This window comes from Lysobacter capsici (genome assembly GCF_018732085.1).
Classification (GTDB): domain Bacteria; phylum Pseudomonadota; class Gammaproteobacteria; order Xanthomonadales; family Xanthomonadaceae; genus Lysobacter; species Lysobacter capsici_A.
In genome coordinates this window covers 1,982,629-2,004,442 of the sequence record NZ_CP076103.1, presented here as the reverse complement: position 1 = coordinate 2,004,442, position 21,814 = coordinate 1,982,629, and the positions used below count along the sequence as shown (strand labels likewise).

26 protein-coding genes and 3 tRNA genes are annotated in these 21,814 nt (G+C 63.6%); 20 read left to right on the top strand and 9 right to left on the bottom strand.

Annotation, left to right across the window (positions count from 1 at the left end; translation table 11 throughout):
* Window positions 1-227 precede the first annotated feature (227 nt).
* The 8 genes from KME82_RS08330 to tig form a co-directional block, all read right to left on the bottom strand.
* Window positions 228-304: transfer RNA gene (locus KME82_RS08330), tRNA-Asp, on the bottom strand.
* Between the two features lie 115 nt (window positions 305-419).
* A tRNA-Asp gene (locus tag KME82_RS08325) sits at window positions 420-496 on the bottom strand.
* Between the two features lie 90 nt (window positions 497-586).
* Window positions 587-661, bottom strand: a tRNA-Val gene (locus KME82_RS08320).
* Between the two features lie 61 nt (window positions 662-722).
* Window positions 723-995: an HU family DNA-binding protein gene (locus tag KME82_RS08315; RefSeq protein ID WP_036110003.1), complete on the bottom strand. Its 273-nt coding sequence runs from the start codon at window positions 993-995 to the stop codon at window positions 723-725.
* A gap of 239 nt (window positions 996-1,234) precedes the next feature.
* Window positions 1,235-3,667, bottom strand: a complete 2,433-nt coding sequence (lon, locus tag KME82_RS08310; RefSeq protein ID WP_215498092.1) for an endopeptidase La — start codon at window positions 3,665-3,667, stop codon at window positions 1,235-1,237.
* Between the two features lie 918 nt (window positions 3,668-4,585).
* Window positions 4,586-5,875 (bottom strand): ATP-dependent Clp protease ATP-binding subunit ClpX, encoded by a 1,290-nt coding sequence (gene clpX / locus KME82_RS08305; protein ID WP_036109996.1) that lies wholly within the window; start codon window positions 5,873-5,875, stop codon window positions 4,586-4,588.
* A gap of 204 nt (window positions 5,876-6,079) precedes the next feature.
* Window positions 6,080-6,706, bottom strand: a complete 627-nt coding sequence (gene clpP, locus KME82_RS08300) for an ATP-dependent Clp endopeptidase proteolytic subunit ClpP (protein ID WP_056108935.1) — start codon at window positions 6,704-6,706, stop codon at window positions 6,080-6,082.
* Between the two features lie 209 nt (window positions 6,707-6,915).
* Window positions 6,916-8,217, bottom strand: coding sequence for a trigger factor (gene tig, locus KME82_RS08295; RefSeq protein ID WP_215498091.1), 1,302 nt, complete (start codon window positions 8,215-8,217; stop codon window positions 6,916-6,918).
* An 818-nt stretch (window positions 8,218-9,035) separates the two neighbouring features.
* On the opposite strand from tig, the gene KME82_RS08290 reads away from it, so the two are divergent.
* The 20 genes from KME82_RS08290 to KME82_RS08195 all read left to right on the top strand — a co-directional run bounded on the left by KME82_RS08290 (window position 9,036) and on the right by KME82_RS08195 (window position 21,498).
* Entirely contained in the window at window positions 9,036-11,504 is a 2,469-nt protein-coding gene (locus KME82_RS08290; protein ID WP_215498090.1) for a DNA-directed RNA polymerase, read from the top strand.
* Between the two features lie 39 nt (window positions 11,505-11,543).
* The gene (locus KME82_RS08285; RefSeq protein WP_215498089.1) at window positions 11,544-11,681 is read left to right on the top strand and encodes a hypothetical protein; all 138 of its coding nucleotides are present in this window, start codon (window positions 11,544-11,546) and stop codon (window positions 11,679-11,681) included.
* A gap of 87 nt (window positions 11,682-11,768) precedes the next feature.
* Window positions 11,769-12,062, top strand: coding sequence for a hypothetical protein (locus KME82_RS08280; RefSeq protein ID WP_036109988.1), 294 nt, complete (start codon window positions 11,769-11,771; stop codon window positions 12,060-12,062).
* Window positions 12,059-12,217, top strand: coding sequence for a hypothetical protein (locus KME82_RS08275; RefSeq protein WP_215498088.1), 159 nt, complete (start codon window positions 12,059-12,061; stop codon window positions 12,215-12,217). The genes KME82_RS08280 and KME82_RS08275 overlap by 4 nt, the downstream gene beginning before the upstream one ends.
* Window positions 12,192-12,860, top strand: a complete 669-nt coding sequence (locus KME82_RS08270) for a DUF2815 family protein (RefSeq protein ID WP_215498087.1) — start codon at window positions 12,192-12,194, stop codon at window positions 12,858-12,860. The genes KME82_RS08275 and KME82_RS08270 overlap by 26 nt, the downstream gene beginning before the upstream one ends.
* Window positions 12,829-13,311, top strand: a complete 483-nt coding sequence (locus KME82_RS08265; RefSeq protein WP_215498086.1) for a RusA family crossover junction endodeoxyribonuclease — start codon at window positions 12,829-12,831, stop codon at window positions 13,309-13,311. Before KME82_RS08270 ends, KME82_RS08265 begins: the two co-directional genes overlap by 32 nt.
* Window positions 13,311-13,688 carry an N-acetylmuramoyl-L-alanine amidase gene (locus tag KME82_RS08260; protein ID WP_215498085.1) on the top strand — a complete coding sequence of 126 codons (378 nt, stop codon included), beginning with the start codon at window positions 13,311-13,313 and terminating at the stop codon, window positions 13,686-13,688. The genes KME82_RS08265 and KME82_RS08260 overlap by 1 nt, the downstream gene beginning before the upstream one ends.
* Window positions 13,685-14,068 (top strand): helix-turn-helix domain-containing protein, encoded by a 384-nt coding sequence (locus KME82_RS08255; protein ID WP_215498084.1) that lies wholly within the window; start codon window positions 13,685-13,687, stop codon window positions 14,066-14,068. Before KME82_RS08260 ends, KME82_RS08255 begins: the two co-directional genes overlap by 4 nt.
* Window positions 14,065-14,229, top strand: coding sequence for a hypothetical protein (locus KME82_RS08250; RefSeq protein ID WP_215498083.1), 165 nt, complete (start codon window positions 14,065-14,067; stop codon window positions 14,227-14,229). Before KME82_RS08255 ends, KME82_RS08250 begins: the two co-directional genes overlap by 4 nt.
* Before the next feature lie 154 nt (window positions 14,230-14,383).
* Window positions 14,384-15,847: a DnaB-like helicase C-terminal domain-containing protein gene (locus tag KME82_RS08245; RefSeq protein ID WP_215498082.1), complete on the top strand. Its 1,464-nt coding sequence runs from the start codon at window positions 14,384-14,386 to the stop codon at window positions 15,845-15,847.
* A 162-nt stretch (window positions 15,848-16,009) separates the two neighbouring features.
* Window positions 16,010-16,276, top strand: a complete 267-nt coding sequence (locus KME82_RS08240) for a hypothetical protein (RefSeq protein WP_215498081.1) — start codon at window positions 16,010-16,012, stop codon at window positions 16,274-16,276.
* On the top strand, window positions 16,273-16,866 hold the full coding sequence (locus KME82_RS08235; protein WP_215498080.1) for a hypothetical protein: 594 nt from the start codon (window positions 16,273-16,275) through the stop codon (window positions 16,864-16,866). The genes KME82_RS08240 and KME82_RS08235 overlap by 4 nt, the downstream gene beginning before the upstream one ends.
* Complete coding sequence (locus KME82_RS08230; RefSeq protein ID WP_252255659.1) at window positions 16,867-18,789, top strand: DNA polymerase; 1,923 nt, start codon at window positions 16,867-16,869, stop codon at window positions 18,787-18,789.
* A gap of 319 nt (window positions 18,790-19,108) precedes the next feature.
* Window positions 19,109-19,510, top strand: a complete 402-nt coding sequence (locus tag KME82_RS08225; RefSeq protein WP_215498079.1) for a hypothetical protein — start codon at window positions 19,109-19,111, stop codon at window positions 19,508-19,510.
* Window positions 19,507-19,824 carry a hypothetical protein gene (locus tag KME82_RS08220; protein ID WP_215498078.1) on the top strand — a complete coding sequence of 106 codons (318 nt, stop codon included), beginning with the start codon at window positions 19,507-19,509 and terminating at the stop codon, window positions 19,822-19,824. Before KME82_RS08225 ends, KME82_RS08220 begins: the two co-directional genes overlap by 4 nt.
* Window positions 19,821-20,153, top strand: a complete 333-nt coding sequence (locus KME82_RS08215; protein ID WP_215498077.1) for a hypothetical protein — start codon at window positions 19,821-19,823, stop codon at window positions 20,151-20,153. Before KME82_RS08220 ends, KME82_RS08215 begins: the two co-directional genes overlap by 4 nt.
* Window positions 20,080-20,328 (top strand): hypothetical protein, encoded by a 249-nt coding sequence (locus KME82_RS08210; RefSeq protein WP_215498076.1) that lies wholly within the window; start codon window positions 20,080-20,082, stop codon window positions 20,326-20,328. Before KME82_RS08215 ends, KME82_RS08210 begins: the two co-directional genes overlap by 74 nt.
* Window positions 20,325-21,146: a phage exonuclease gene (locus KME82_RS08205; protein WP_215498075.1), complete on the top strand. Its 822-nt coding sequence runs from the start codon at window positions 20,325-20,327 to the stop codon at window positions 21,144-21,146. Before KME82_RS08210 ends, KME82_RS08205 begins: the two co-directional genes overlap by 4 nt.
* The gene (locus KME82_RS08200) at window positions 21,122-21,319 is read left to right on the top strand and encodes a hypothetical protein (protein WP_215498074.1); all 198 of its coding nucleotides are present in this window, start codon (window positions 21,122-21,124) and stop codon (window positions 21,317-21,319) included. The genes KME82_RS08205 and KME82_RS08200 overlap by 25 nt, the downstream gene beginning before the upstream one ends.
* Complete coding sequence (locus KME82_RS08195) at window positions 21,316-21,498, top strand: hypothetical protein (RefSeq protein ID WP_215498073.1); 183 nt, start codon at window positions 21,316-21,318, stop codon at window positions 21,496-21,498. Before KME82_RS08200 ends, KME82_RS08195 begins: the two co-directional genes overlap by 4 nt.
* 44 nt (window positions 21,499-21,542) lie before the next feature.
* Here KME82_RS08195 and KME82_RS08190 read toward each other — a convergent pair whose 3' ends face one another.
* Complete coding sequence (locus tag KME82_RS08190; RefSeq protein ID WP_153018929.1) at window positions 21,543-21,749, bottom strand: hypothetical protein; 207 nt, start codon at window positions 21,747-21,749, stop codon at window positions 21,543-21,545.
* Window positions 21,750-21,814 lie beyond the last annotated feature (65 nt).

Sequence of the window (21,814 nt, the reverse complement as noted above, 5' to 3'; positions counted from 1 at the left end):
GGGCGACAGGGGCGACAGGCCGGGGTCGGTTTGCCAGGGCCGGGCCGGCGGATTCGCCGTGCTGCTGCCCTGCCCACCCGATCCGTACCGGGCGCCGTCACGGCAATCCCGAGGCGAGAAAAAAGGCGCCCGTTGCGGGGCGCCTTTTTAAAACGCAGGCGCCGTTGCCGGTGCCGCGCAAAACCTGGAAAAAACAAAGGCATCGTTGCCGATGCCTTTGGAGAAACTGGCGGAGTGGACGGGACTCGAACCCGCGACCTCCGGCGTGACAGGCCAGCATTCTAACCGACTGAACTACCACTCCGCGCTTTGAAACTTTTGCAGCAGACCCTGAATCCACCGGCCGGGTCGCGACCGAAAAAACAAGGCTCTCACTTATATAAAAACAAAGGCGCCGTTCCCGGCGCCTCTGGCAAAACTGGCGGAGTGGACGGGACTCGAACCCGCGACCTCCGGCGTGACAGGCCAGCATTCTAACCGACTGAACTACCACTCCGCTGCTTTGAAACTTTCGAAGTACGAACCCGACTCGCGTCTTGCTGGGCATCCGTGTTCAGGCGGATGTCGCGGCAGAAAGACCAGAGTCTGGTGGGTGCTGAGGGTTTCGAACCCCCGACCCTCTCCGTGTAAAGGAGACGCTCTACCGCTGAGCTAAGCACCCGAGCATCTGGGTTCGTTGCTTCGATTCTGCCTTCGATGCGTTGGCATCGTCGGCGAGCTGCTTAGTTTACAGCATCCTTCAGCGCCTTGCCAGCCTTGAAGGAAGGATTCTGCGAAGCCGCGATCTTGATGGTCTCGCCGGTCTTCGGGTTGCGGCCCTGGCGCGCGGCGCGCTGGCGCACCTGGAAGGTGCCGAAGCCTACGAGCGTGACAGTGTCGCCCTTCTTGAGCGCCTTGGTGACGACGTCGATCAGTGCATCGACGGCGGCGGTAGCGTCGGTCTTCGACAGCTCGGCGGTTTCGGCAACGGCGCCTACGAGTTCGGCCTTGTTCATTAGTTTCTTGACTCCCTGTGCGGTGTGACCGCGTGTTCTGAGAATCGGAACGAACGCCGCAGGAGGCGAACGTTCCGATCAAGTGTGCCGTTCTGCAGATTTGTTGTGGGGATGCTGCAGCGCGGTTGCGGTCGTTATACCAGCGGCATTTTGGGGGCGCAAGCTTGAAAGCTAGCTGTGGCGCGGCTTTCAGCGATTTTTATTGCCCCTTGACGATGGATTCCGACCAGCGGCCCGAGTCAGTGCTTGACGTCGGGCTGCGGATTGCTCTTGTTGTTTTCGCGAACCGGAAGTTCGCCTTCGCCGGCGGGCGGCGTCGGCGTGATCGGACGTTCGAGCGCGAGGCCGAGCACCTCGTCGATCCAGCGCGCCGGCACGATGTTCAAACCCTGGGTCACGCTCTTGGGCAGGTCGACCAGATCCTTGCGGTTCTCTTCGGGAATGATCACGGTGCGGATGCCGCCGCGCAGCGCCGCCAGCAATTTTTCCTTCAAGCCGCCGATCGGCAGCACGCGGCCGCGCAAGGTGATCTCGCCGGTCATCGCCACGTCGGCCTTGACCGGATTCTTGGTCAGCATCGACACCAGCGCCGTCGCCATGCCGATGCCCGCGCTCGGGCCGTCCTTCGGCGTCGCGCCTTCGGGCACATGCACATGCACGTCGTGCTTCTGCAGGAACTCCACGTCGATGCCGAGGTGTTCGGCGCGCGAACGCACCACCGACAACGCCGCCGACGCCGATTCCTTCATCACGTCGCCGAGCTGTCCGGTGAGGATCAGCTGGCCCTTGCCCGGCACCAGCGTGGCTTCGACCTGCAACAGATCGCCGCCGACTTCGGTCCAGGCCAGGCCGGTGACCAGGCCGACTTCGTTCTGCTCTTCGGCGCGGCCGAAATCGAAGCGACGCACGCCCAGATACTTCTCGAGGTTCTTCGTGCTGATCGTATGCACGCCGTCCTTGCCCTTCTTCGGCTTCGGACCGGCCAGCGCGATTTCCTTGACCACCTTGCGGCAGATCTTGGAGATCTCGCGCTCGAGATTGCGCACGCCCGACTCGCGCGTGTAGTAGCGCACGATGTCGCGCACCGCCGACTCGACGATCTTGATCTCCTCGACCTTCAGACCGTTGGCCTTGATCTGCTTGGGCAGCAGATAGCGCATCGCGATGCTGAGCTTCTCTTCCTCGGTGTAACCCGGGATGCGGATCACTTCCATGCGGTCGAGCAAGGGGCCGGGAATGTTGAGCGAGTTGGAGGTCGCCACGAACATCACTTCGCTCAGGTCCAGATCGACTTCGAGGTAGTGATCGTTGAACGAGTGGTTCTGCTCGGGATCGAGCACTTCCAGTAGCGCCGAAGACGGATCGCCGCGGAAATCCATCGACATCTTGTCGATTTCGTCGAGCACGAACAGCGGGTTCTTGGTGCCGATCTTGTTGAGGTTCTGGACGATGCGGCCCGGCATCGACCCCACATACGTACGGCGATGACCGCGGATTTCGGCCTCGTCGCGCACGCCGCCGAGCGACATGCGCACGAACTTGCGGTTGGTGGCCTTGGCGATCGACTGACCCAGCGAGGTCTTGCCGACACCCGGCGGGCCGACCAGGCACAAGATCGCGCCCTTCATGTTTTTCACGCGCGTCTGCACGGCGAGGTATTCAAGGATGCGCTCCTTGACCTTCTCCAGGCCGAAGTGATCGGCGTCGAGCACGTCCTGGGCGGCCTTGAGGTCCTTGCGGATCTTGCTGCGCTTCTTCCACGGCACGCCGAGCAGCCAGTCCAGGTAGTTGCGCACGACCGCGGCTTCGGCCGACATCGGCGACATCTGCTTGAGCTTGTTGAGTTCGGCCTTGGCCTTGGTCTCCACCGGCTTGGGCATGCCGGCTTCGGCGATCTTGCGCGTGAGTTCGTCGATGTCGTTGGGCGCATCGTCGATCTCGCCGAGCTCTTTCTGGATCGCCTTCATCTGCTCGTTGAGGTAGTACTCGCGCTGGCTCTTCTCCATCTGCGACTTCACCCGGCCGCGGATGCGCTTTTCCAGTTGCTGCACGTCGATCTCGCCGTCGACCAGGCCGACCAGCTGCTCCAGGCGCGCGCCGATGGCGTGGGTCTCCAGCAGCTTTTGCTTGTCGCCGATGCGCACGCCCAGGTGGGCGGCGACGGTGTCGGCGAGGCGGCCGGGCTCGTCGATGCCGGCGAGCGTCTGCATCAGCTCCGGCGGCAGCTTGCGGTTGGTCTTGACGTATTGTTCGAACAAGCCCATCAGCGAACGCGCGATCGCCTCGATCTCGCGTTCTTCGCGATCGAGGTTCGGCTCGACGATGACGGCCTGGCCGGACAGCGCGCCGTCGCGCTCGATCACCTCGCTCACCGCGACGCGCGAGACGCCTTCGACCAGCACCTTGATCGTGCCGTCGGGCAACTTGAGCAATTGCAGCACCTGCGCGAGCGTGCCGATCTCGTACAGATCCTCGGCGGCCGGGTCGTCGGTCTCGGCGGACTTCTGCGCGACCAGCAAGATGCGCTTGTCGGATTCCATCGCCTGATCGAGCGCGCGAATGGATTTGTCGCGTCCGACGAACAGCGGGATCACCATGTGCGGGAACACGACCACGTCGCGCAGCGGCAGCACCGGCAATTGCAGGATTTCGTGTTCGGTATGGTCTGACATGCGGACTCCAGATGAATACGATCTGCGGCCACTACGGCCGCCATGACCGATTTATGGGGTTGCCGCCTGAGCGATGCAAGCGCGGCGTGTGCAGCGGCGGTCCGTTGTCCTTTAAAACCGTTGTTAATCAGTGGATTGAAGCGTTTTCGGCATGCAAAGTTCCAGCCTTGACCCTAGTCGGCGCGGGCGGGCCGGCAAGCGGCCGGCGGCGCGGGCGCCTGATTCGCACCTTACGCCGTTCTTGACTGAACACACGCCGATCCGGGCGCGGATCGGACAGGTCGGCTGGGGCGGGTTAACCGCGGTTCCGGGGGGACTGCGCGGCTTACTGTGGCGGTCCTGGCAGTGCCTGGCGGCGGCTGGCGGCGGCCGGGCTGCGCCGCCTGGGACCTGTTTAACTGGGGCTGGGCGCGGCGGTGGCGCGGATACCCCAACAGGCCTCGCAGCGTCGAAATCGTATGCAGGAGTGCTTGAGCTGGACGCTTTCAGCGGGATCACCGCGATCTGAAACAAAAGCGTCGGGCTTGAAAGCCCTCCCACAAAAGACCTCGTGGCATCGGAAGCTTTTGTGGGAGGGGCTTCAGCCCCGACGCTTTCGGCTCAGATCACCGCGACCTGAAACAAGAGCGTCGGGCTTGAAAGCCCTCCCACAAAAGACCTCGTGGCCCCGAAATCTTTTGTGGGAGGGCTTTTCAGCCCCGACGCTTTCGGCTCAGGTCGCCGCGTGATCTGCAACCAAAAAGTCGCGGGCCGCCTCCGCCGTCGAGGCGATGCAACCCAAGTCCGAGGCCACCGTGCGAAGCGGGCCGCGCGCAACTCATCGCATCAATCCATCCCACAACGAAAAAGACCAGACGCGAGCGCCTGGCCTTTTCGTTGATGCCTCGCAATGGCCGCAGCCTCGCGCGATGCCGCGGCTTACTCGGCCGCGGCGACCTTCGGCTGCGCCGGCGGCGTCTGATAGATCAGATACGGCTCGGACTTGTGTTCGATCACCGACTCGTCGACCACCACCTTGCTGACGTTTTCCAGCGACGGCAGTTCGTACATCGTGTCCAGCAGCACCGATTCGACGATGGTGCGCAGGCCGCGCGCGCCGGTCTTGCGCTTGAGCGCCTTGCGCGCGATCGCCGCGAGCGCGTCGGGACGGAACTCGAGCTCGACGCTCTCCATCTCGAACAGCTTGCGGAACTGCTTGGTGATCGCGTTCTTGGGCTCGGTCAGGATCGAGATCAGCGCCGCTTCGTCGAGCTCCTCGAGCGTGGCGACCACCGGCAGGCGGCCGACGAACTCGGGGATCAGGCCGAACTTGATCAGGTCCTCGGGCTCGACTTCGGCCAGGATCTTGCCGATCTCGACCTTGCGCTCGCTGCTCTTGACCTTGGCGCCGAAACCGATGCCGCCGGCTTCGGTGCTGCGCTGCTGGATGATCTTGTCCAGGCCCGCGAACGCACCGCCGACCACGAACAAGATGTTGCGCGTGTCGACCTGCAGGAACTCCTGCTGCGGATGCTTGCGCCCGCCCTGCGGCGGCACGCTCGCGACGGTGCCTTCGATCAGCTTGAGCAGCGCCTGCTGCACGCCTTCGCCGGACACGTCTCGGGTGATCGAGGGGTTGTCGCTCTTGCGCGAGATCTTGTCGATTTCGTCGATGTAGACGATGCCCTGCTGGGCCTTCTCGACATCGTAGTCGCACTTCTGCAACAGCTTCTGGATGATGTTCTCGACGTCTTCGCCCACATAACCGGCTTCGGTCAGGGTGGTGGCGTCGGCGATCGTGAACGGCACATTGAGCAGCCGCGCCAGCGTTTCGGCCAGCAGCGTCTTGCCCGAACCGGTCGGGCCGACCAGCAGGATGTTCGACTTCGACAATTCGACGTCGTCGTTCCTCTGCCGGCTCTCGATGCGCTTGTAGTGGTTGTACACGGCCACAGCAAGCGTGCGCTTGGCGCGCAGCTGGCCGATCACGTATTGGTCCAGCACCTCGAGGATCTCGCGCGGCTTGGGCAGATGACTGCGTGCCGACTGCGCCTTTTCCTCGAGTTCCTCACGGATGATGTCGTTGCAAAGCTCGACGCATTCATCGCAGATGAAGACGCTCGGACCCGCAATCAGCTTGCGGACTTCGTGCTGGCTTTTACCGCAGAACGAGCAATACAGGATCTTGTTGCTGTCGCCCGTGCTGCGTCCTTGTCGATCGTCGGTCATGCTTGGTGGGGTCCGTTGCTGCTTAGTGTGAAGCTTGGTTCTTAATATGCCCAAAAAGCCTTGGCGGCAAGCGCCGCCAACGCTGATTCAGTTATGCCGGCCCGAGAATAACACAGCGTCCCCGGCCCACCCCGTAGCGTGGGCCTCGCCCTGGATTGCCAGTGCGATCAAGGATTTGCGTCATTACCGGGCCTGCGGCCGGACTCAGGACGGCTGCACCGACTCTTCGGGGCGACGGTCCACGACCTGATCGATCAGGCCGTATTCGAGTGCGGCTTGGGCGCTCTTGAAGTTGTCGCGCTCGGTGTCGCGGGCGATCGTGTCCAGGTCCTGGCCGGTGTGCTTGGCCAGAATCTCGTTGAGGCGCTGACGCAGGGTCAGGATCTCGCGGGCGTGGATGTCGATATCGGTCGCCTGACCCTGGAAGCCGCCGAGCGGCTGATGGATCATCACGCGCGAATTCGGCAGCGCCAGACGCTTGCCCTTGGCGCCCGAAGCCAGCAGCAAGGCGCCCATGCTGGCGGCCTGGCCGATGCAGATCGTGCTCACGTCGGGCTTGATGTACTGCATGGTGTCGTAGATCGCCATGCCGGCGGTGACCACGCCACCGGGCGAGTTGATGTAGAGGCTGATGTCCTTTTCGGGATTTTCAGCTTCCAGGAACAGCATCTGCGCCACGATCACGTTGGCGACGTGGTCGTCGACGCCGCCGACCAGGAAGATGATGCGTTCCTTGAGCAGGCGCGAGTAGATGTCGTAGGCGCGCTCGCCGCGGCTGGTCTGTTCGACCACCATCGGCACCAGGTTCAAGGCTTTGGTTCGGTTGTCCATGTTCAACGGCACCTATTGGCTGACGTAGAAGTGCGCTGATAAACGCAGCGCGGTCCGGCCAACTTGGGGCCGGCCGGACCGCAGCGCAAGAGGCGCGATTGCTAAAAACGTTTTGGCGGCTGCTAACACCGGTTGCCGACAGCGTCCGCAACGTGGGCGGCAGCGCCGGCGCGAGCGATCGCGCCGGCCACCGGCTGGGCGGAACCCGCTCAGTTCGGGCGGATCGCCTCGCTGAACGACAGCGGCTGCTCGGTGTGCTGGGCGCGCTCGGCGATCCAGTCGATCACCTGCTCCTCCATCACCCGGTTCTGCAGGCCGGCCATCAGCTGCTGGTCGTTGCGGTACAGGTCGATCACCTGCTGCGGCTCCTCGTAGGTCGAGGCGATCAGGCGCAGGGTCTCGTTGACGCGCTTGGGCTCCAGGCGCAGCTCGTTGCGGCGCGCGATCTCGCCGACCAGCAGGCCGACCAGCACGCGCTTGCGGGCGGCGTCCATGTAGTTCAGGTGCGCATCGGCCGGGGCTTCGATCTGGCGGCCCTGGCGACGGGCCTGCTCGACGGTCTGCCAGACCATGTCGCGGGCTTCGTTCTCGACCAGCTTGGGCGGCATTTCGACCGACTCGTAGGCGGCGATGAGCTGCTCGCCGACTTCGCGGCGCAGGCGGGTCATCAGCGCGCCCTTGAGCTCGCGCTCCAGGTTGGTGCGGATGTCGTTGCGGAACTGCTCGGCATCGCCGCTCTTCACCCCGAAGCTCTTGATGAAGGCCGCATCGACCTCCGGCAGCACCGGCTCGGACACGTGGTTGAGCTTGAGGTGCACGCTGGCCTTCTGGCCGGCCAGCTGCGGCGCGCGCCAGTCGGCCGGGAATTCGACCTCGGCGACGGTTTCCTCGCCAGCCTTGACCCCGATCATGGCGTCTTCGAGCGGCTTGAACATCGATTCCGAACCGATCTGGGTGCTGCCGTACTCGGCGCCCTCGGCCGGCAGGCGCTCCTCGCCGACCTGGCTCCAGGTTTCCAGCTCGACCACGTCGCCGGCCTGGGCCGGGCGCTCGACGGTGGTCAGGGTGCGGCGCTGCAGGCGCAGGTTCTCGATCATCGCGTCGATGTCGGTGTCGGTCACTTCGGCGGTGTGGCGAAGGACCTGCAGCTTGCTCACGTCGATGTCGCCGAAATCCGGCACGACTTCGAAGGTGGCGATGTACGACAGCGTTTCGCCGCCTTCGGCGGCCGGCTCGATGCGCGGGTTACCGGCGATCTGCAGCTTTTCCTCGCGCACGGCGTTGCTGAAGCTCTCGCGCAGCAGGCCGTCGAGGATTTCGGCGCGGACCTGGGCGCCGAAGCGCTGCTCGATCACCTTGGTCGGCACTTTGCCGGGACGGAAGCCCTTGATCTTGGCGTCGCGCGCGATTTCGCGCAGGCGGCCACCGACCTGGGTTTCCAGATTTTCGGCGGGGAGGCTGAAGGTCAGACGGCGTTCCAGCGAGCCCAGCGATTCGAGCGAAACTTGCATATCCACTCCTGCGACCGCGGCACCTGCCGCGGCGACGATGTTGATGATCCTGTCCGGCCGCTGGCCTGGGCGGCAGCAGTCCCGGTCAGCGGAACTTACTAGTTTGGCCGATAAAGGCCGCCGCTGCCAGCGTCAACGGCCGCCGAATCGGCCTTGGGCGGGGTTTTGCGGGCGATTGGTCGCGTTTTGGCGATCGGATCGGGGGTTTGGGCGTCGCGGAGGTCCCGAAGACAGGCGCCGATGCGATTCGGGCCGTCGGTAGCGGGTCCACTTGCCGGGACAAGCCTCGGGACTGTCGCGGTCGCGACCGGGGTCGCCGCTACGGCGTTGCGGATTCACGAACCGGTTGAAACCCCGGCCGGACCGCCGAGCCATTGAGACATTCACGGCGGATGGCCTTCAGGCCAGCCGACGTGGTGCGAAAGGCGGGACTCGAACCCGCACGGGGGTTACCCGCTGGAACCTAAATCCAGGTTCCGGCCACGTCACCATTAGCTCTCCGCGATTTGGTGACGCCCGCGGTGACGTATTAGGTGACACGGTGCCGCGCCTGGTGACGGCGAATAAAACAGTGGCTATAGACAGACGACCCGGCGAGCGGCGCGATCTCACTTAAAGAGAACCCGAAGCCACACCCTGCCCTCACAGCCGCAGCTCAGCAGGTCGCGCCCACCGCGGCCCCCGCGAAGTCCATCGGCGACGCCCGCAGCGCCAACCCCGCGGAGTCGCCCTCTTCGGTTGCCACCCATCAACACCCCGCTTCGGCGGGGTGGCTTTGCTTTGTCTACTCCATTCCACATCCGGGACGCATTTCTATTATGCAATCTTCCTCCCAGCTCTTTGAACGCCAGATCGAACTCGAACGCGAATCAACTTCGCTAGGCATCGTCCGCTACGCGAAGGCTCAGGCCCGCGCCGACGAAGCCGACACCGGCCCAGGCCGCAGACTCGTACTTGCCGCCGTGGCTGATACCGGGGCCGCGATCAGAGCCTTCGTGGCTGACGCCGACACCGGTCGCCCCGGGAAACGGCATGCGGCCGTGAAGTGGCTAAGGGAGATGGACGCCGACGCTTGCGCCTACCTCACCGCCACCATCTGCGTGAACGCCCTGACCGGAAAGAAAGCCCACGTCACCGGCGTCGCGCGCTCGGTCGCCTCGGCGCTGGCCCAAGACATCAACTACAAGCTGCTGCGCGACACCCACAAGGGCCTCTACCGGGTTGTCCAGGAGCAGCTCAAGAAGTCCACCTCGGCGCACCACGCGACCGGCGTGATGAACCACACCCTCGTGAAGGCCAACGAGAAGGCCGCCGCCGATCGCGCGGCAGGCAAGCAGGATGCGAAAGCCGAAATGCCCATCCTGACGTTCGATGCACGCACCGAGGTTACGATCGGTATGAAGCTAATCGAACTCTTCATCCAGGCGACCGGGCTTGCCGAACTTTATGAGTATCGATCTGCCGCCCGCTCGTCGCTGACCGTGCTTCGCGGCACTCCGAAGATCATGGAGTGGCTTGAGAAGGCGCATGACAGCGCGTCCATGTTCTTGCCCGTGTGGTTGCCAATGCTGGTTCCGCCGCAGCCCTGGACGACCCCTACCGACGGTGGCTATCTCACTGACATCGGGGGTCGGGCCGACCTGGTGCGCACCCGCAATCGTGCGTATAAGGCCGAACTGGCAAATGCTGACATGCCCGAGGTCTACCGCGCCCTCAACCTGATCCAGGGGACTGCGTGGAAGATCAACAAGGCCGTCCTCGAAGTCATGCAGCAGGCGTGGGAAGCTGGCGGCCTCATTGGCGGCCTGCCCGACCGAGAGCTGACCGCCCTGCCCGATCAGCCGGCGTTGCTCGCTGAAAACCCCGAGTTCTACCGCGAGCACCACGCGGACGATTTCAAGGCGTGGAAGCGCAGCCGCGCGGCGGTGTACGAGCAGAACGCCCGCAGCGTCTCTCAGCGCGTCGCCGCAGCACAGAAGATCGACCTCGCCCTCAAGTTCAGAGACGAGGCGGCGATCTACTTCCCGCACAACCTGGACTTCCGCGGCCGGTGCTATCCCATCCCGTCGATCCTTACGCCGCAGGGCGACGATCAGGCGAAATCCCTGCTCACGTTCGCGAAAGGTGAACGGCTCGGCCCCAATGGCGTCTTCTGGCTCAGCATCCACCTCGCGAACTGCTTCGGCGTCGATAAGGTCAGCTTCGAGGACCGCGTGGCGTGGGTGATGGCAAACGAGGACGCCATTCTCGACTCGGCTCTCAATCCGCTCGACGGTGAGCGCCTGTGGTGCAAAGCCGACTCACCCTATTGCGCACTCGCCGCGTGCTTTGAGTGGCTCGGCTACCGCATCAACGGCGAAGACCACGTGTCGCACCTGCCTGTCGCACTCGACGGCTCCTGCAACGGTCTACAGAACTTCTCCGCGATGCTGCGCGACGAGATCGGCGGCGCCGCGACGAACCTGATCGCCCATCCGAAACCGGCCGACATCTATACAGAGGTGTTGACCCTTGTCGCCGCCCGCGTAAGGACGGACGCCGAGGCGGGAATCCCTGCAGCCCTTGTGCTCGACGGCCGGCTGTCGCGGAAAATCGTGAAGACGCCAGTTATGACGCTTCCCTACGGCGTCACGAAGTCCGGTATGCGCGCTCAGGTACTCGACGCAGCGTCGAAGGAAGGAATCAAGCTGGACTGGGACGCGGCCGAGTATCTGGCGGAACTACTGTGGAAGTGCATTGGCGAAGTCGTGATCGCCGCTCGACACGCGATGGACTGGCTCAAGGCCGCATCTAAGGTTGCATCGGCGGGCGACCTGCCGATCAGCTGGACCACACCCGCCGGCTTTCCGGTGCTCCAAGAGTACCGCGAGGACAAGGGCAAGCGCCTGCAAATGCACGTAGGCGGACGGGTGATGGATATAACAGTGGCTATAGACGGTACAACCCTCGATCGCCGTCGCCAGGCTCTCGGTATCAGTCCGAACTTCGTTCACAGCTGCGACGCATCGCACATGATGCTCACCGTGAATGTGGCGGCGGACAACGGGCTGGACAGCTTCGCGATGATCCACGACTCCTACGGCACACACGCCGCACACACCGGGGTCATCGCCGCAGCGCTGAGGCACGCCTTTGTGCAGCAGTACGAGGGGGACGTGCTGGGAGCGTTCCGCGATGAACTCGTCGCGCAGCTCCCCGTAAACCTCGGCGAAAAAATCCCGCCACTCCCGCCCACCGGCAACTTGGACCTGACGGCAGTCAACGACTCCAGGTACTTCTTTGCCTAATTCATCCCACATTTGCAACATAAACCACAAAGGAACCGCATGAGCATCAACTTCAACCACCAGCTCGGAACCTACGTCGCGCAGGACAGCGTGGGCCAAGTCGTCGGCATCTACAGCCCGCAGGAATACGGCGACATCGCCGGCTTCCGCAACGCGATGGCGCGGCTCAACGACTGATGAGCGCGAAGTTCAACCACAAGCCCCCCTCGCCGTGGCCTGTGCCGCGGCTGTGGCTTCCCCCGCAACGCACGCCGACTCCGCTCTATGCACGCTGAGCCGCGCCTTCGTCGCCACGTCCTGTACTCCCGCAGCGCCGAGGCCGCCTCGCAAGGGGCGTTCGCGGTCATCAACGGGATGCAGGGCATCGAGCACCCGGCCGATCAGCTGATCGGTCTGGCGTGCGCACTCAAGTACACCGCGGATGCCTGCGGGCACGACCCGCTCGACCTGATCGTTCTCGTCGAACGCATGGAAGCCGACTGCCGGTTCCGCGAAGTGAACACCCTCTCGGCGGTCGCGAAGTACGCCGACATCGAGATCGCGGGGAAGCTGCAATGAGCGGCTACCTCGACACCCTGCACGCGATCCGCGAGTTCCAGCTGGAAACCACTGGCCGCGCGGACGCCGCAATCGAGGCACGCCTGATCGAGGCGGGCCACATCATCAATCCCCTCTACGAGTTCAACGATGACGCAGAAGAAACCGGCACGTAAGCGTTACGTGTCGCCCAAGGGCACGGCCATCTGGCCGCGCTTGAACCAAGCCGATACCAAGTTCGACGCCGATGGCGTCTACAGCGCCAAGCTGGCGTTCGAAGGCGACGACGACGCAGCCAACAAGCTGATCGCCGAACTGACCGCCGTTCGCGAAGCGGCGTTCAAGCAGTACATCTCGGAGAACCCGAAGTTCAAGAAGGTCGCGAAGCAGGTGGACTTCTTCTCGGCCGAGCTGGACGACGAGGGCGAAGAGACCGGTCGCACGCTCATGAACTTCAAGATGAAGGCGAAGATCACCGCCAAGAAGACCCAAAAGGTCTACTTCATGAAGCCGGTGATCCTCAACGCCAAGAAGGTCGTCCTCAAGAACCCGCCCAACATCGGCGGCGGTAGCCAGCTCAAGGTCTCCTTCGAGGTCGCACCGTACTTCAACGCGAAGGACAAGGAATTCGGCCTGTCGCTGCGCTTGGTCGCGGTGCAGATCATCGACCTGGTGGAATTCGGCGGCGGCGCGGCCGCGGCCAACGACTTCGACGACGAGGACGGCTTCGACGGCGGTGACGGTGCCGACGAGAGCACCGAAGACGCCGAAGACGAAGAAGAAAGCGGTGACGCCGAAGAAAGCAGCGGCGATTACTGATTCGCCGGCCGGGGAGACGCAACTCTGCGTCTCCCTGGTTTTTCCGATAGAGCCCCTGCCCGCCTCGCGTCCGCGCGTGACCAAGTGGGGAACCTACATCGCTAAGCCGTACAAGGGCTGGCTCGCGGAAGCGGCCAAGTACCTCAAGACCGTCAACGCCGTGGTCCCCGAAGGCCCGCTCGTTGTTGTGGTCGAGGTCGTCTGCACGAAAGCGCGGACCTCAAAGCTCGTGACGCCGAAGGGCGACATCGACAACTACCTCAAGGCTCCGCTCGACGCCATCACCCACGCGAAGCTGTGGGAAGACGACAAATGGGTCACCACGGTGATTGCCAGCAAGCGCTTCGCCGCCACCGGCGAGGCTGCACACACTTCCGTTCGTATCTACGCAACGGCCCAGCAAACCGTATTCGCTCGCGCTTGCGAGTTCATCGGGTCGCTCTTCCGCTGATGCGCCTCAAGAAGATGGCATCGGCTGAGCTGCTGTACGTGCTGGCATCCATGACGCGTCCGACCCACGAGGTCAACGCGGCCGAGCTGGCGCGCATCCACCGCACGCAAGGCTTCTCGAAGATCGCAGTCCACTACGTCATCGAGCGCGACGGTTCCGTACATACGGGACGCGCCTCGGACGAACCCGGCTGCTTGGCTCCTGGCTCAAACCACCGCGCATTGCAGGTGTGTCTGATCGGGGGCCTTAGCGAAGCCCTCGTTCCCGCCGACACATTCACTTCGCAGCAGCGATCCGCGCTCCGGGCACTGGAGAAATCACTCCAACTCCCCGTCGTGTTCGACCGCGCCTGCATCTGCCTCCAGGAATCCACATGAAAGTTTCCAAGCAAGCCGCGCTCGTGCGCAACCACCTGTTCACCGAAGCGCACCTCACGAGCTGGCAGGCCGAGGGCGTCTACCGCATCCGCCGCCTGGCTTCGCGAATCAGCGAACTCAAGAACGCCGGCTATGAAATCGAGAAGGCGCGCTGCACGGACGCCACCGGTCAGCCGTACACGCGCTACTCGTTCTCGAAGGCGCAAAAGCGCACCCGCCGGCCGCGGAACGCGCCGGTGCAGTCGCAGCGTCGCTACACGGTCGCCGAGCTGCAAGCCGGCTATGCCGACTACGCGATGAAGCAGGACTACTTCGACGAGCGCTCCTTCGCGGAGAACGACGCCCACGACTTCGCCCGCTACATGGAGACCCACGCATGAACACCGCCAACGCGATGCGTACCGCATTCGACGCCGCCACGACCAACACCCCGAAGACCCAGCGCACCCGCCTGTACGCGATGGTGCGCAGCGCACTCAACCGGAAGATCGGCCTGACCTTCCACCGCTCGGCGTGGTCCATGCTGCGTGGAAAACGGTGAGTCTCAGTTCGTAGCCAAGGAGCCGTGCCCGGAGTGTGGATCGCGAGACAACCTCGCGCGCTACGACGACGGGCACGGCCATTGCTTCGGCTGCGGGCACCACGAGAAGGGCGACGGAACTTACTCGCCCTCTCCATCAACCACCAAGAGGCGCATGACTGACTTCGTAAGTGGTGAAGCACAGGCGCTCGGCGCACGTGCGCTCACCGAAGAGACCTGCCGGAAATACGGCTACTGGGTCGGAAAGAACAAAGACGACAAGACCTGCCAGATCGCGAACTACCGCCGTGACGGGCAGATCGTAGGACAGAAGCTCCGCTTCAAGGACAAGAAGTTCGCGTTCCTCGGCGACTCGAAGCAATCCGGCCTCTTCGGCCAACACCTGTGGCAACCCGGGCGCCGCCTAGTCATCACCGAAGGTGAGATCGACTGCCTCTCGGTTGCACAGGCCCTCGGCCTCAAGTGGCCCGTGGTGTCCCTGCCGAACGGCGCGCAAGGCGCAGTGCAGGCGATCAAACGCGAGATCGAATGGGTCGAGGGCTTCGATGAAGTCGTCCTCATGTTCGACATGGACGATCCCGGACGCGAAGCCGCGGAAGCGGTCGCCGAGGTGCTCACGCCGGGCAAGGCGCGCATCGCCCAGCTCCCGCTGAAAGACCCGAACGAGATGCTCGTGGCGGGCAAGGAAAGCGCGATCGTGAGCTGCATCTACGAGGCGCAGACGGTGCGCCCGGATGGCGTGGTCACCTTCGGTTCGCTCAAGGACCGCGTACTCGCCCCCTTACAGATGGGCCTGCCATGGCCCTACCCGGAGCTTACGCGGCTGACACACGGCCGCCGCTATGGCGAGGTCTACGCGTTCGGTGCGGGCACAGGCATAGGCAAGACCGACCTCTTCATGGAAGTCGTCGAGTTCACGGCGATCAACCTCAACGAGAAGTGCGGCTTGTTCTACCTGGAGCAACCGCCTACGGAGACCGGCAAGCGCCTCGCGGGCAAGCATGCGAACCGCAGGTTCCACGTGCCGGGCGCCGGGTGGACGCAGGAAGAACTCGCGGAGACCTTCGACAAGATCGAGGCCACCGGCAACGTGTTCCTGTACGACCACTTTGGTTCGTCCGACTGGGAAGTTGTCAAGGCCAAGATGAAGCACATGGTGCTCGTCGAGGGCGTCAAGCACATCTTCCTCGACCACCTGACCGCGTTCGCCGCAGAGGCCGACGACGAGAAGAAGACGCTGGAGTCGATCACCGCTCAGATCGCGAAGTTCGCCCAGCAGTACAACGTCTGCTTCTACTTCATCTCCCACCTGGCGACGCCCGAGGGCAAGCCCCACGAAGAAGGTGGTCGCGTCATGATCCGCCACTTCAAAGGCTCCCGAGCGATCGGCTTCTGGAGCCACTTCATGTTCGGTATGGAGCGGGACCAGCAGGCCGAAGACCTCACGGTCCGCAGCACGACCACGTTCCGCATCCTCAAGGATCGCTTCACCGGCCAAGCTACCGGCCACTGCCTGTATCTCTGCTACGTCGCAGAAACCGGGCGGCTCGTGCAGGGCGCAGAACCGCAGCACGACGACAACGGCTTCGCCGATGAATCCGGCGGCACCGATTACTAGCCGCACTCACGTCGGCTACATCCCCATCGACGCTCCCCTCGCCTTCGCGGCGAGCTTGGCGTTGCCCTACGAACTCCCGAAGACACAAGCGGCTTGCGTTTCCCGATTCGGGGAGCCAGGCCGTCGCGTGGTCATCCACATCACACCCGAGGAATTACCCGAATGAGCAACTCCAAAATCGCCACCGCCATCACCGCCGGCCTGCGCGCGATCCTGCTCTACATCCGCCCGGCCGAGAGCGTCGAGAAGATCGCGGCACAGCTGCATGCCACCCACGGCCGCCTGCTGGACGCCCGCGAGCGCCACAACGCCGAAGCCAAGGCCGCCGAAGAGAAGGCCGCCGTGATGATCCGCAAGGCGATCTCGATGCGCGCCGAAGCCGGCCGCGCCCACCGCGTCGCTTCCCGTCTGAACGACCTGCTGTCGTGACCTTCCGGGCCTACGCCGCGGCGATCCTGGCGGTGCTTCCCAAGGGTGCTCGCGAGGTCTCGATCCTCGCGGGTGGTGCCCTTCGTGCCTACTACGACAGCACAACGGTCAAAGACTACGACCTGTTCTACCGCAACCCCGAGCATCTCCGTCGCGCCGCGCTGGCGCTCGCGGAGAACGGCTTCCAGTTCATCCGCGCGGTGGGCGGCTCGGCCGTTTGGCTTTCCCCCTGCGGCCGGGAGTTCAACCTAGTCTCGCTGGTGTTCGGCGAACCGGAAGACCACGTGGGTCGTTTCGACTTCCGCTGCTGTCAGTTCGCGGCGTACTACGTGTTCAACGCGGGCGGGATTCGCGGCGCGACGGCCTTGCGCACTCTCAAGGTGAACCAGGCTCGCGTCGATTGCCGCAAGAAGCGCATCAAGTTACAGAACAACAACGGCACCGAAAGGACCGCCAAGCGCATCGAGCACTACGAGAACGACTACGGCTACAGCCTCATGGGCATCAAGCTGTCGCCCAACGCTCGGTCGCGACGCATCCGCCGATACGTCGCACGTCGCCCGATCTCCGGCACCGGGCACGAGTCGTAAGTGATCGAAGGCTACGGCTTCGATTGTGAGACCGATGGCCTGCTCGACGAACTGACGAAGATTCACTGCATCCATCTTCGTAAGGTGGCCCTGGACGGAACACCGACAGGGCCGCCGATCAAGGCGAACAACGTCAACGGCGACATCACCATCGCCGCGGCCGTGGAACTGCTGCGCAACGCGGAGTTCGTCACAGGTCACAACATCGTCGGGTTCGACATCCCCGCAATTGCGAAGGTGTTCCCCGGCTTCCGCGTCAAGCGCGCCATCGACACCCTGCTCCTGTCCACGCTGATCTACCCCGACCTGCGCGATCGGGACTTCAACACCCTCAAGAAGAAACCCGGCCGCCTGCCGGGCCAGATGGTAGGCCGCCATTCGCTCGAAGCCTGGGGCTACCGCCTCGGCGAGTGGAAGGGCGACTACTCGGAAATGATGAAGGCGAAGGGGCTCGACCCCTGGGCTGCGTGGAATCAGGAGATGGACGACTACTGCGCTCAAGACGTGGTGGTCACCCTGCTGCTCTACGCGCTGCTCATGTCGAAGGGCCTGTCGGACGAGGCCATCCACCTCGAACACTCCATCGCTCCGATCCTGACCAGGCAGACGCGGTACGGCTTCCTGTTCGACGCAGCCCGTGCGCATAAATTGGAACGAGAACTGCTGGAGAAGCGCGCCGAGATCGCAAGCGCCCTATCCAAGGTCTTTGTGCCGTGGGAAGAACTCGGCGCCGAGAAGATCGCCAAGCGCAACGACAAGGTGCGCGGTCGCGTCAAGGGCGAGCCGTATCGGGTCGTCAAGAAGTACGTCTTCAACCCCGGCTCGCGCGACCACATCGCCAATCGCCTCAAGACGCTCTACGGCTGGAAGCCTACGGTGTTCACGCCGGAAGGCAAGCCGAAGATCGACGAAGAGGTGCTCAGCGAACTCAAGTTCCCCGAGATCGCGCTGCTGCTGGAGTACCTCACGGTCGCCAAGCGGTTAAGCCAGTGCGCCACGCCGGCACCGAAGATGCTCAAGAGCGGTCAAGCCAGCAAGGCGAAGGCCAAGAAGTCCGAAGCGTGGATCGATGCGGTCAGCAAGAAGGACGGGCGCATCCACGGCCGTGTGAATCAGAACGCCGCGGTCACCGGGCGCATGACTCACAGCGGTCCGAACATGGCGCAGGTGCCGAAGGTTCAGCACTGCAAGAAGCGCGGCGTGCTCATGGGTTTGGAAGGTGGCTGGGGCTACGAATGCCGCCAGCTGTTCACCGTACCCAAGGGCAAGAAGCTGGTCGGCGCCGATGCGTCCGGCCTGGAGCTGCGCTGCCTCGCTCACTTCATGGCGCTCCACGACGGCGGCGCTTACGCACGCATCCTGCTCGAAGGCGACATCCACACCGTCAACATGGAAGCGGCGGGTCTACCGAACCGCGACGCAGCCAAGACCTTCATCTACGCCTTCCTGTACGGCGCGGGCGACGGAAAGATCGGCTCGATCATCGGCAAGGGCCGCAAGGCCGGCGGCATTCTCCGCAAGCAGTTCCTCGCGGGACTGCCGGCTCTGCGCAAGCTCGTTGCCGGCGTCAAGAAGGCCGCAGCGAAAGGCTGGATCAAGGGCCTCGACGGTCGCCGGCTGCACATCCGCTCCGACCACGCAGCGCTCAACACCCTGCTGCAATCGGCTGGCGCTCTGGTGATGAAGAAGGCGCTGCACATTCTCGACACGCGCTTACAGGAACTCGGGCTTGTCCCGGGCGTGAACTACGAGTTCGTGGCGAACGTACACGACGAGTGGCAGATCGAGGTCGATGAAGAGCACGCCGAGCTGGTCGGCCGAACCGCTGTGGAATCCATCACCGCGGCCGGCGACTACTTCGGCTTCCGCTGTCCTTTGGCCGGCGAATACAAGATCGGCAACAACTGGGCTGAAACCCACTGAGTAAACAACGCAACACGAATCCTGCAGGCGTCCTAGTGCGCTCTGCAAAACGTCGGGCATTGAAACGCGGGCTTCCATTCGACCTCACAACCGAGGACGTGGAAGTGCCGCGTTTCTGCCCTGCGCTAGGTATCCCCCTCTACCGAGCGGCGGGAGCCGCTGCGCAGGGGCCGAATTCTCCGACGCTGGATCGAATCAAGCCCGAACTGGGCTACGTGCGCGGCAACGTGCGCGTCATTTCTTCACGCGCGAACCAAATCAAATCCGATGCGACCCCTGCGGAACTTCTGCAAGTCGCTTGCTATTACCAGGAGAATTCATGATCAAGCACTTCAAGCCCGGCGATCTTGTCGTCCGGCTCAAAGACAGTGCAGGCAAGGGCCGCGCCCAGCGGGGCCAAGTCGCGCACGTCGTCTCCGTCTCGCGCCGGTCCGTGATCGTCTGCTACCCCGGCAAGTTCCGCGAGTTCTGGCTCGCGGACAACGCCGAGCTTTATGCCGCGCCTGCGAATACCGCGCCGGACCTCAAGTGGACCGAGCTGCGCGGCGAAATCTCTCGCACCTATCACTTCTCCGAAGACCAGCGGATCAAGGTCGTCGGCGTGGTGCGCCTCTGCGTGCGCCCGTCGGGTCACCGCCTGGAAACCGAATCCGGCAAGAAATTCATCATCCCCGGCAAGTTCACCGCCATCGAAATCGTCGCGAAGGAGTGGAGCGCATGAGGATTCCCAAGCTGAGCGCGTGCTGCGAGATCGACATCTTCGGCACCCACGAACGCGACCGACACTTCCGTGGCCCCGGCGTCGCCCTGCGGATCAGCGCCCGCATCAACGGCCAGGTGTACGCCGTCCATCACGAGCTGCGCTCGGAGATGCTCGACGACAACAGCTACGGCGAGCACGTCATCTGCCAGCTGGAGCGTCAGATCGGTCGTGAGATCGTCCGCGGCAACACGCCGGACGACCCGCGGCGCCGCGTCGAGTACGTCATGGCTGACGCGCCGAGCTTCAATGACGAAGTGCGCCGCACCCGATGACCCCGCTCGCCCAACTCAAGCTCGTCGCCTGCGCCGTGCTGCTCGCGGTCCTGGCGTATCTGATCTACGACTACACCACGCTCAGCAGCAGGAACGACAAGCTCGCCGAAGAGAACCGCGAGACGAAGGACCAGCTCGCCGACGTGTCCCGCCGCCTGGAAACCGTCTCCGAAGAGATGGTGACCCGCGCCGAGTTCGACGCCGGTGTCCGTAAGCGCCGAGCGCAAACCCACTCCAGAATCAACGAGGTCTCCAATGAAGCATCGCCTGCTGGCGATTATCTGCGCGAGCGTATTCCTGACGGCGTGCGTGAGGCATACCGCCAGTAATCCGTTCCTGCAACCCTGCGTGATCGAGGGCGACCACGCGTCGCTCGTCGAGGTCATGCTCGATCCCACGTCCACCACGAAATCCATCATCAACTTCGCAGGCCAAGCCGAAGACGCTGTTACCCGCTGCAACGGCCAGTTGGAGAGCGCTCGTAGGGTCGAAGGCGCACAGTGAAGCGTAAGCCGCTTACGCTCCTGATCGACGCCGACGTATTCCGCCACCAGCTCGCCTACGGCAACACCAAGTCGATCGACTGGGACGGCGACGGAGACGTGACGGAAATCCTCGACTACGACCGAGCGCGCGACGACCTTGACGGCGAGATCGACAACCTGGTGCGCAAGTTCAAGGCCACCGACTTCGTGCTCGCCCTGTCCTGCCCGGAGCACAACTTCCGCAAGGACGTGCTTAGCTCGTACAAGCAATCCCGGCACGAGAAGCCGCGGCCGACCTTGTGGCACTTCGTGGACGAATGCATCCGCGAGAAGTATCAAGACAAGGTGGTCATGCGCCACTCGCTCGAAGGCGACGACATCCTCGGCACACTCGCGACACATCCGGCGCCCCGCCGCGCACCGCACGCCCGAATCGTGGTCTCGATCGACAAAGACCTGCGCACCATCCCGTGCCGCCTGTTCAATCCACAGAAGCCCGACCTCGGAACGCTCACGATTTCCGAGCACGACGCGAACCTGTTCTGGATGAAACAGACGCTCACCGGCGATAGCACCGACGGATACATCGGATGCCGTGGCATCGGCCTGGACAAGGCCGACAAGGCACTCATGCCGGTCCACGAGCAGTACCGCGATGCGCCCGTCGAGGAACACCTGGCCGCCCTTTGGGCCGCTGTGGTGAAAACCTACGAGGCCAAGAAGTTCACGGCCGCCGACGCACTGACTCAAGCACGCCTCGCTCGCATCCTGCGGCACGGCGATCTCAACTACAAAACCAACGAGGTTCTCCTGTGGAAACCATCTTCGCTTTCCTGACGGTCATCGCCGTCATCGTCGCCTTGATCTACACCCTGGTGTGGTCGGCCACGTGGTTCACCATCGTCCGCCTGCCCGGCTCCGCCGCGGTGATTCTGCCGGCCATTAACTGGCCCGCCTACTGGGTTCCGTTCTTTGCCTGGGTGTGGCTCGCCGTGAGGTTCTTCGCATGAAGGCCCTGACCCTGACCCCGCAGCAGGCGCTCCTGCTCCGCGGCATCGCCGATCAGCCGACGCTGATCGACTCCAAGAACCCCGCCATCCCCGTCGACGGCGGCCTGGCCTACGCCTCGGGAGTACGCGACGGCGAAGCGCAGCTGGCCCGCCGGTTACTGCAAGCGGCCGGTAAGTAATCCCCGGACTACAAAAAAATCCGGGGATCGGCAAGCCTAGATGACTAGTCAGATTTTCGGTCCGTGAAGCGGACCTGTGGCGGCGGAACTTGAGCGATGGAGCCGTCGTCTTTCTCGACGTACACGACTGTTGAAACTCCAATGGGGTGATTGCCGTCATCCGTTTCGAGAATCTGACCGAACTGCAAGAACCTCGCGCGGTATTTAGATATGCCGTTATTAACTTCAACTGGCCGCTTCTCGTCGTCCATGTCTAGCTCCTTCTAGTGGTGTTAGCCCGGTCATCGGGCTGCCTTGGATTATGCCCCATTGAGCG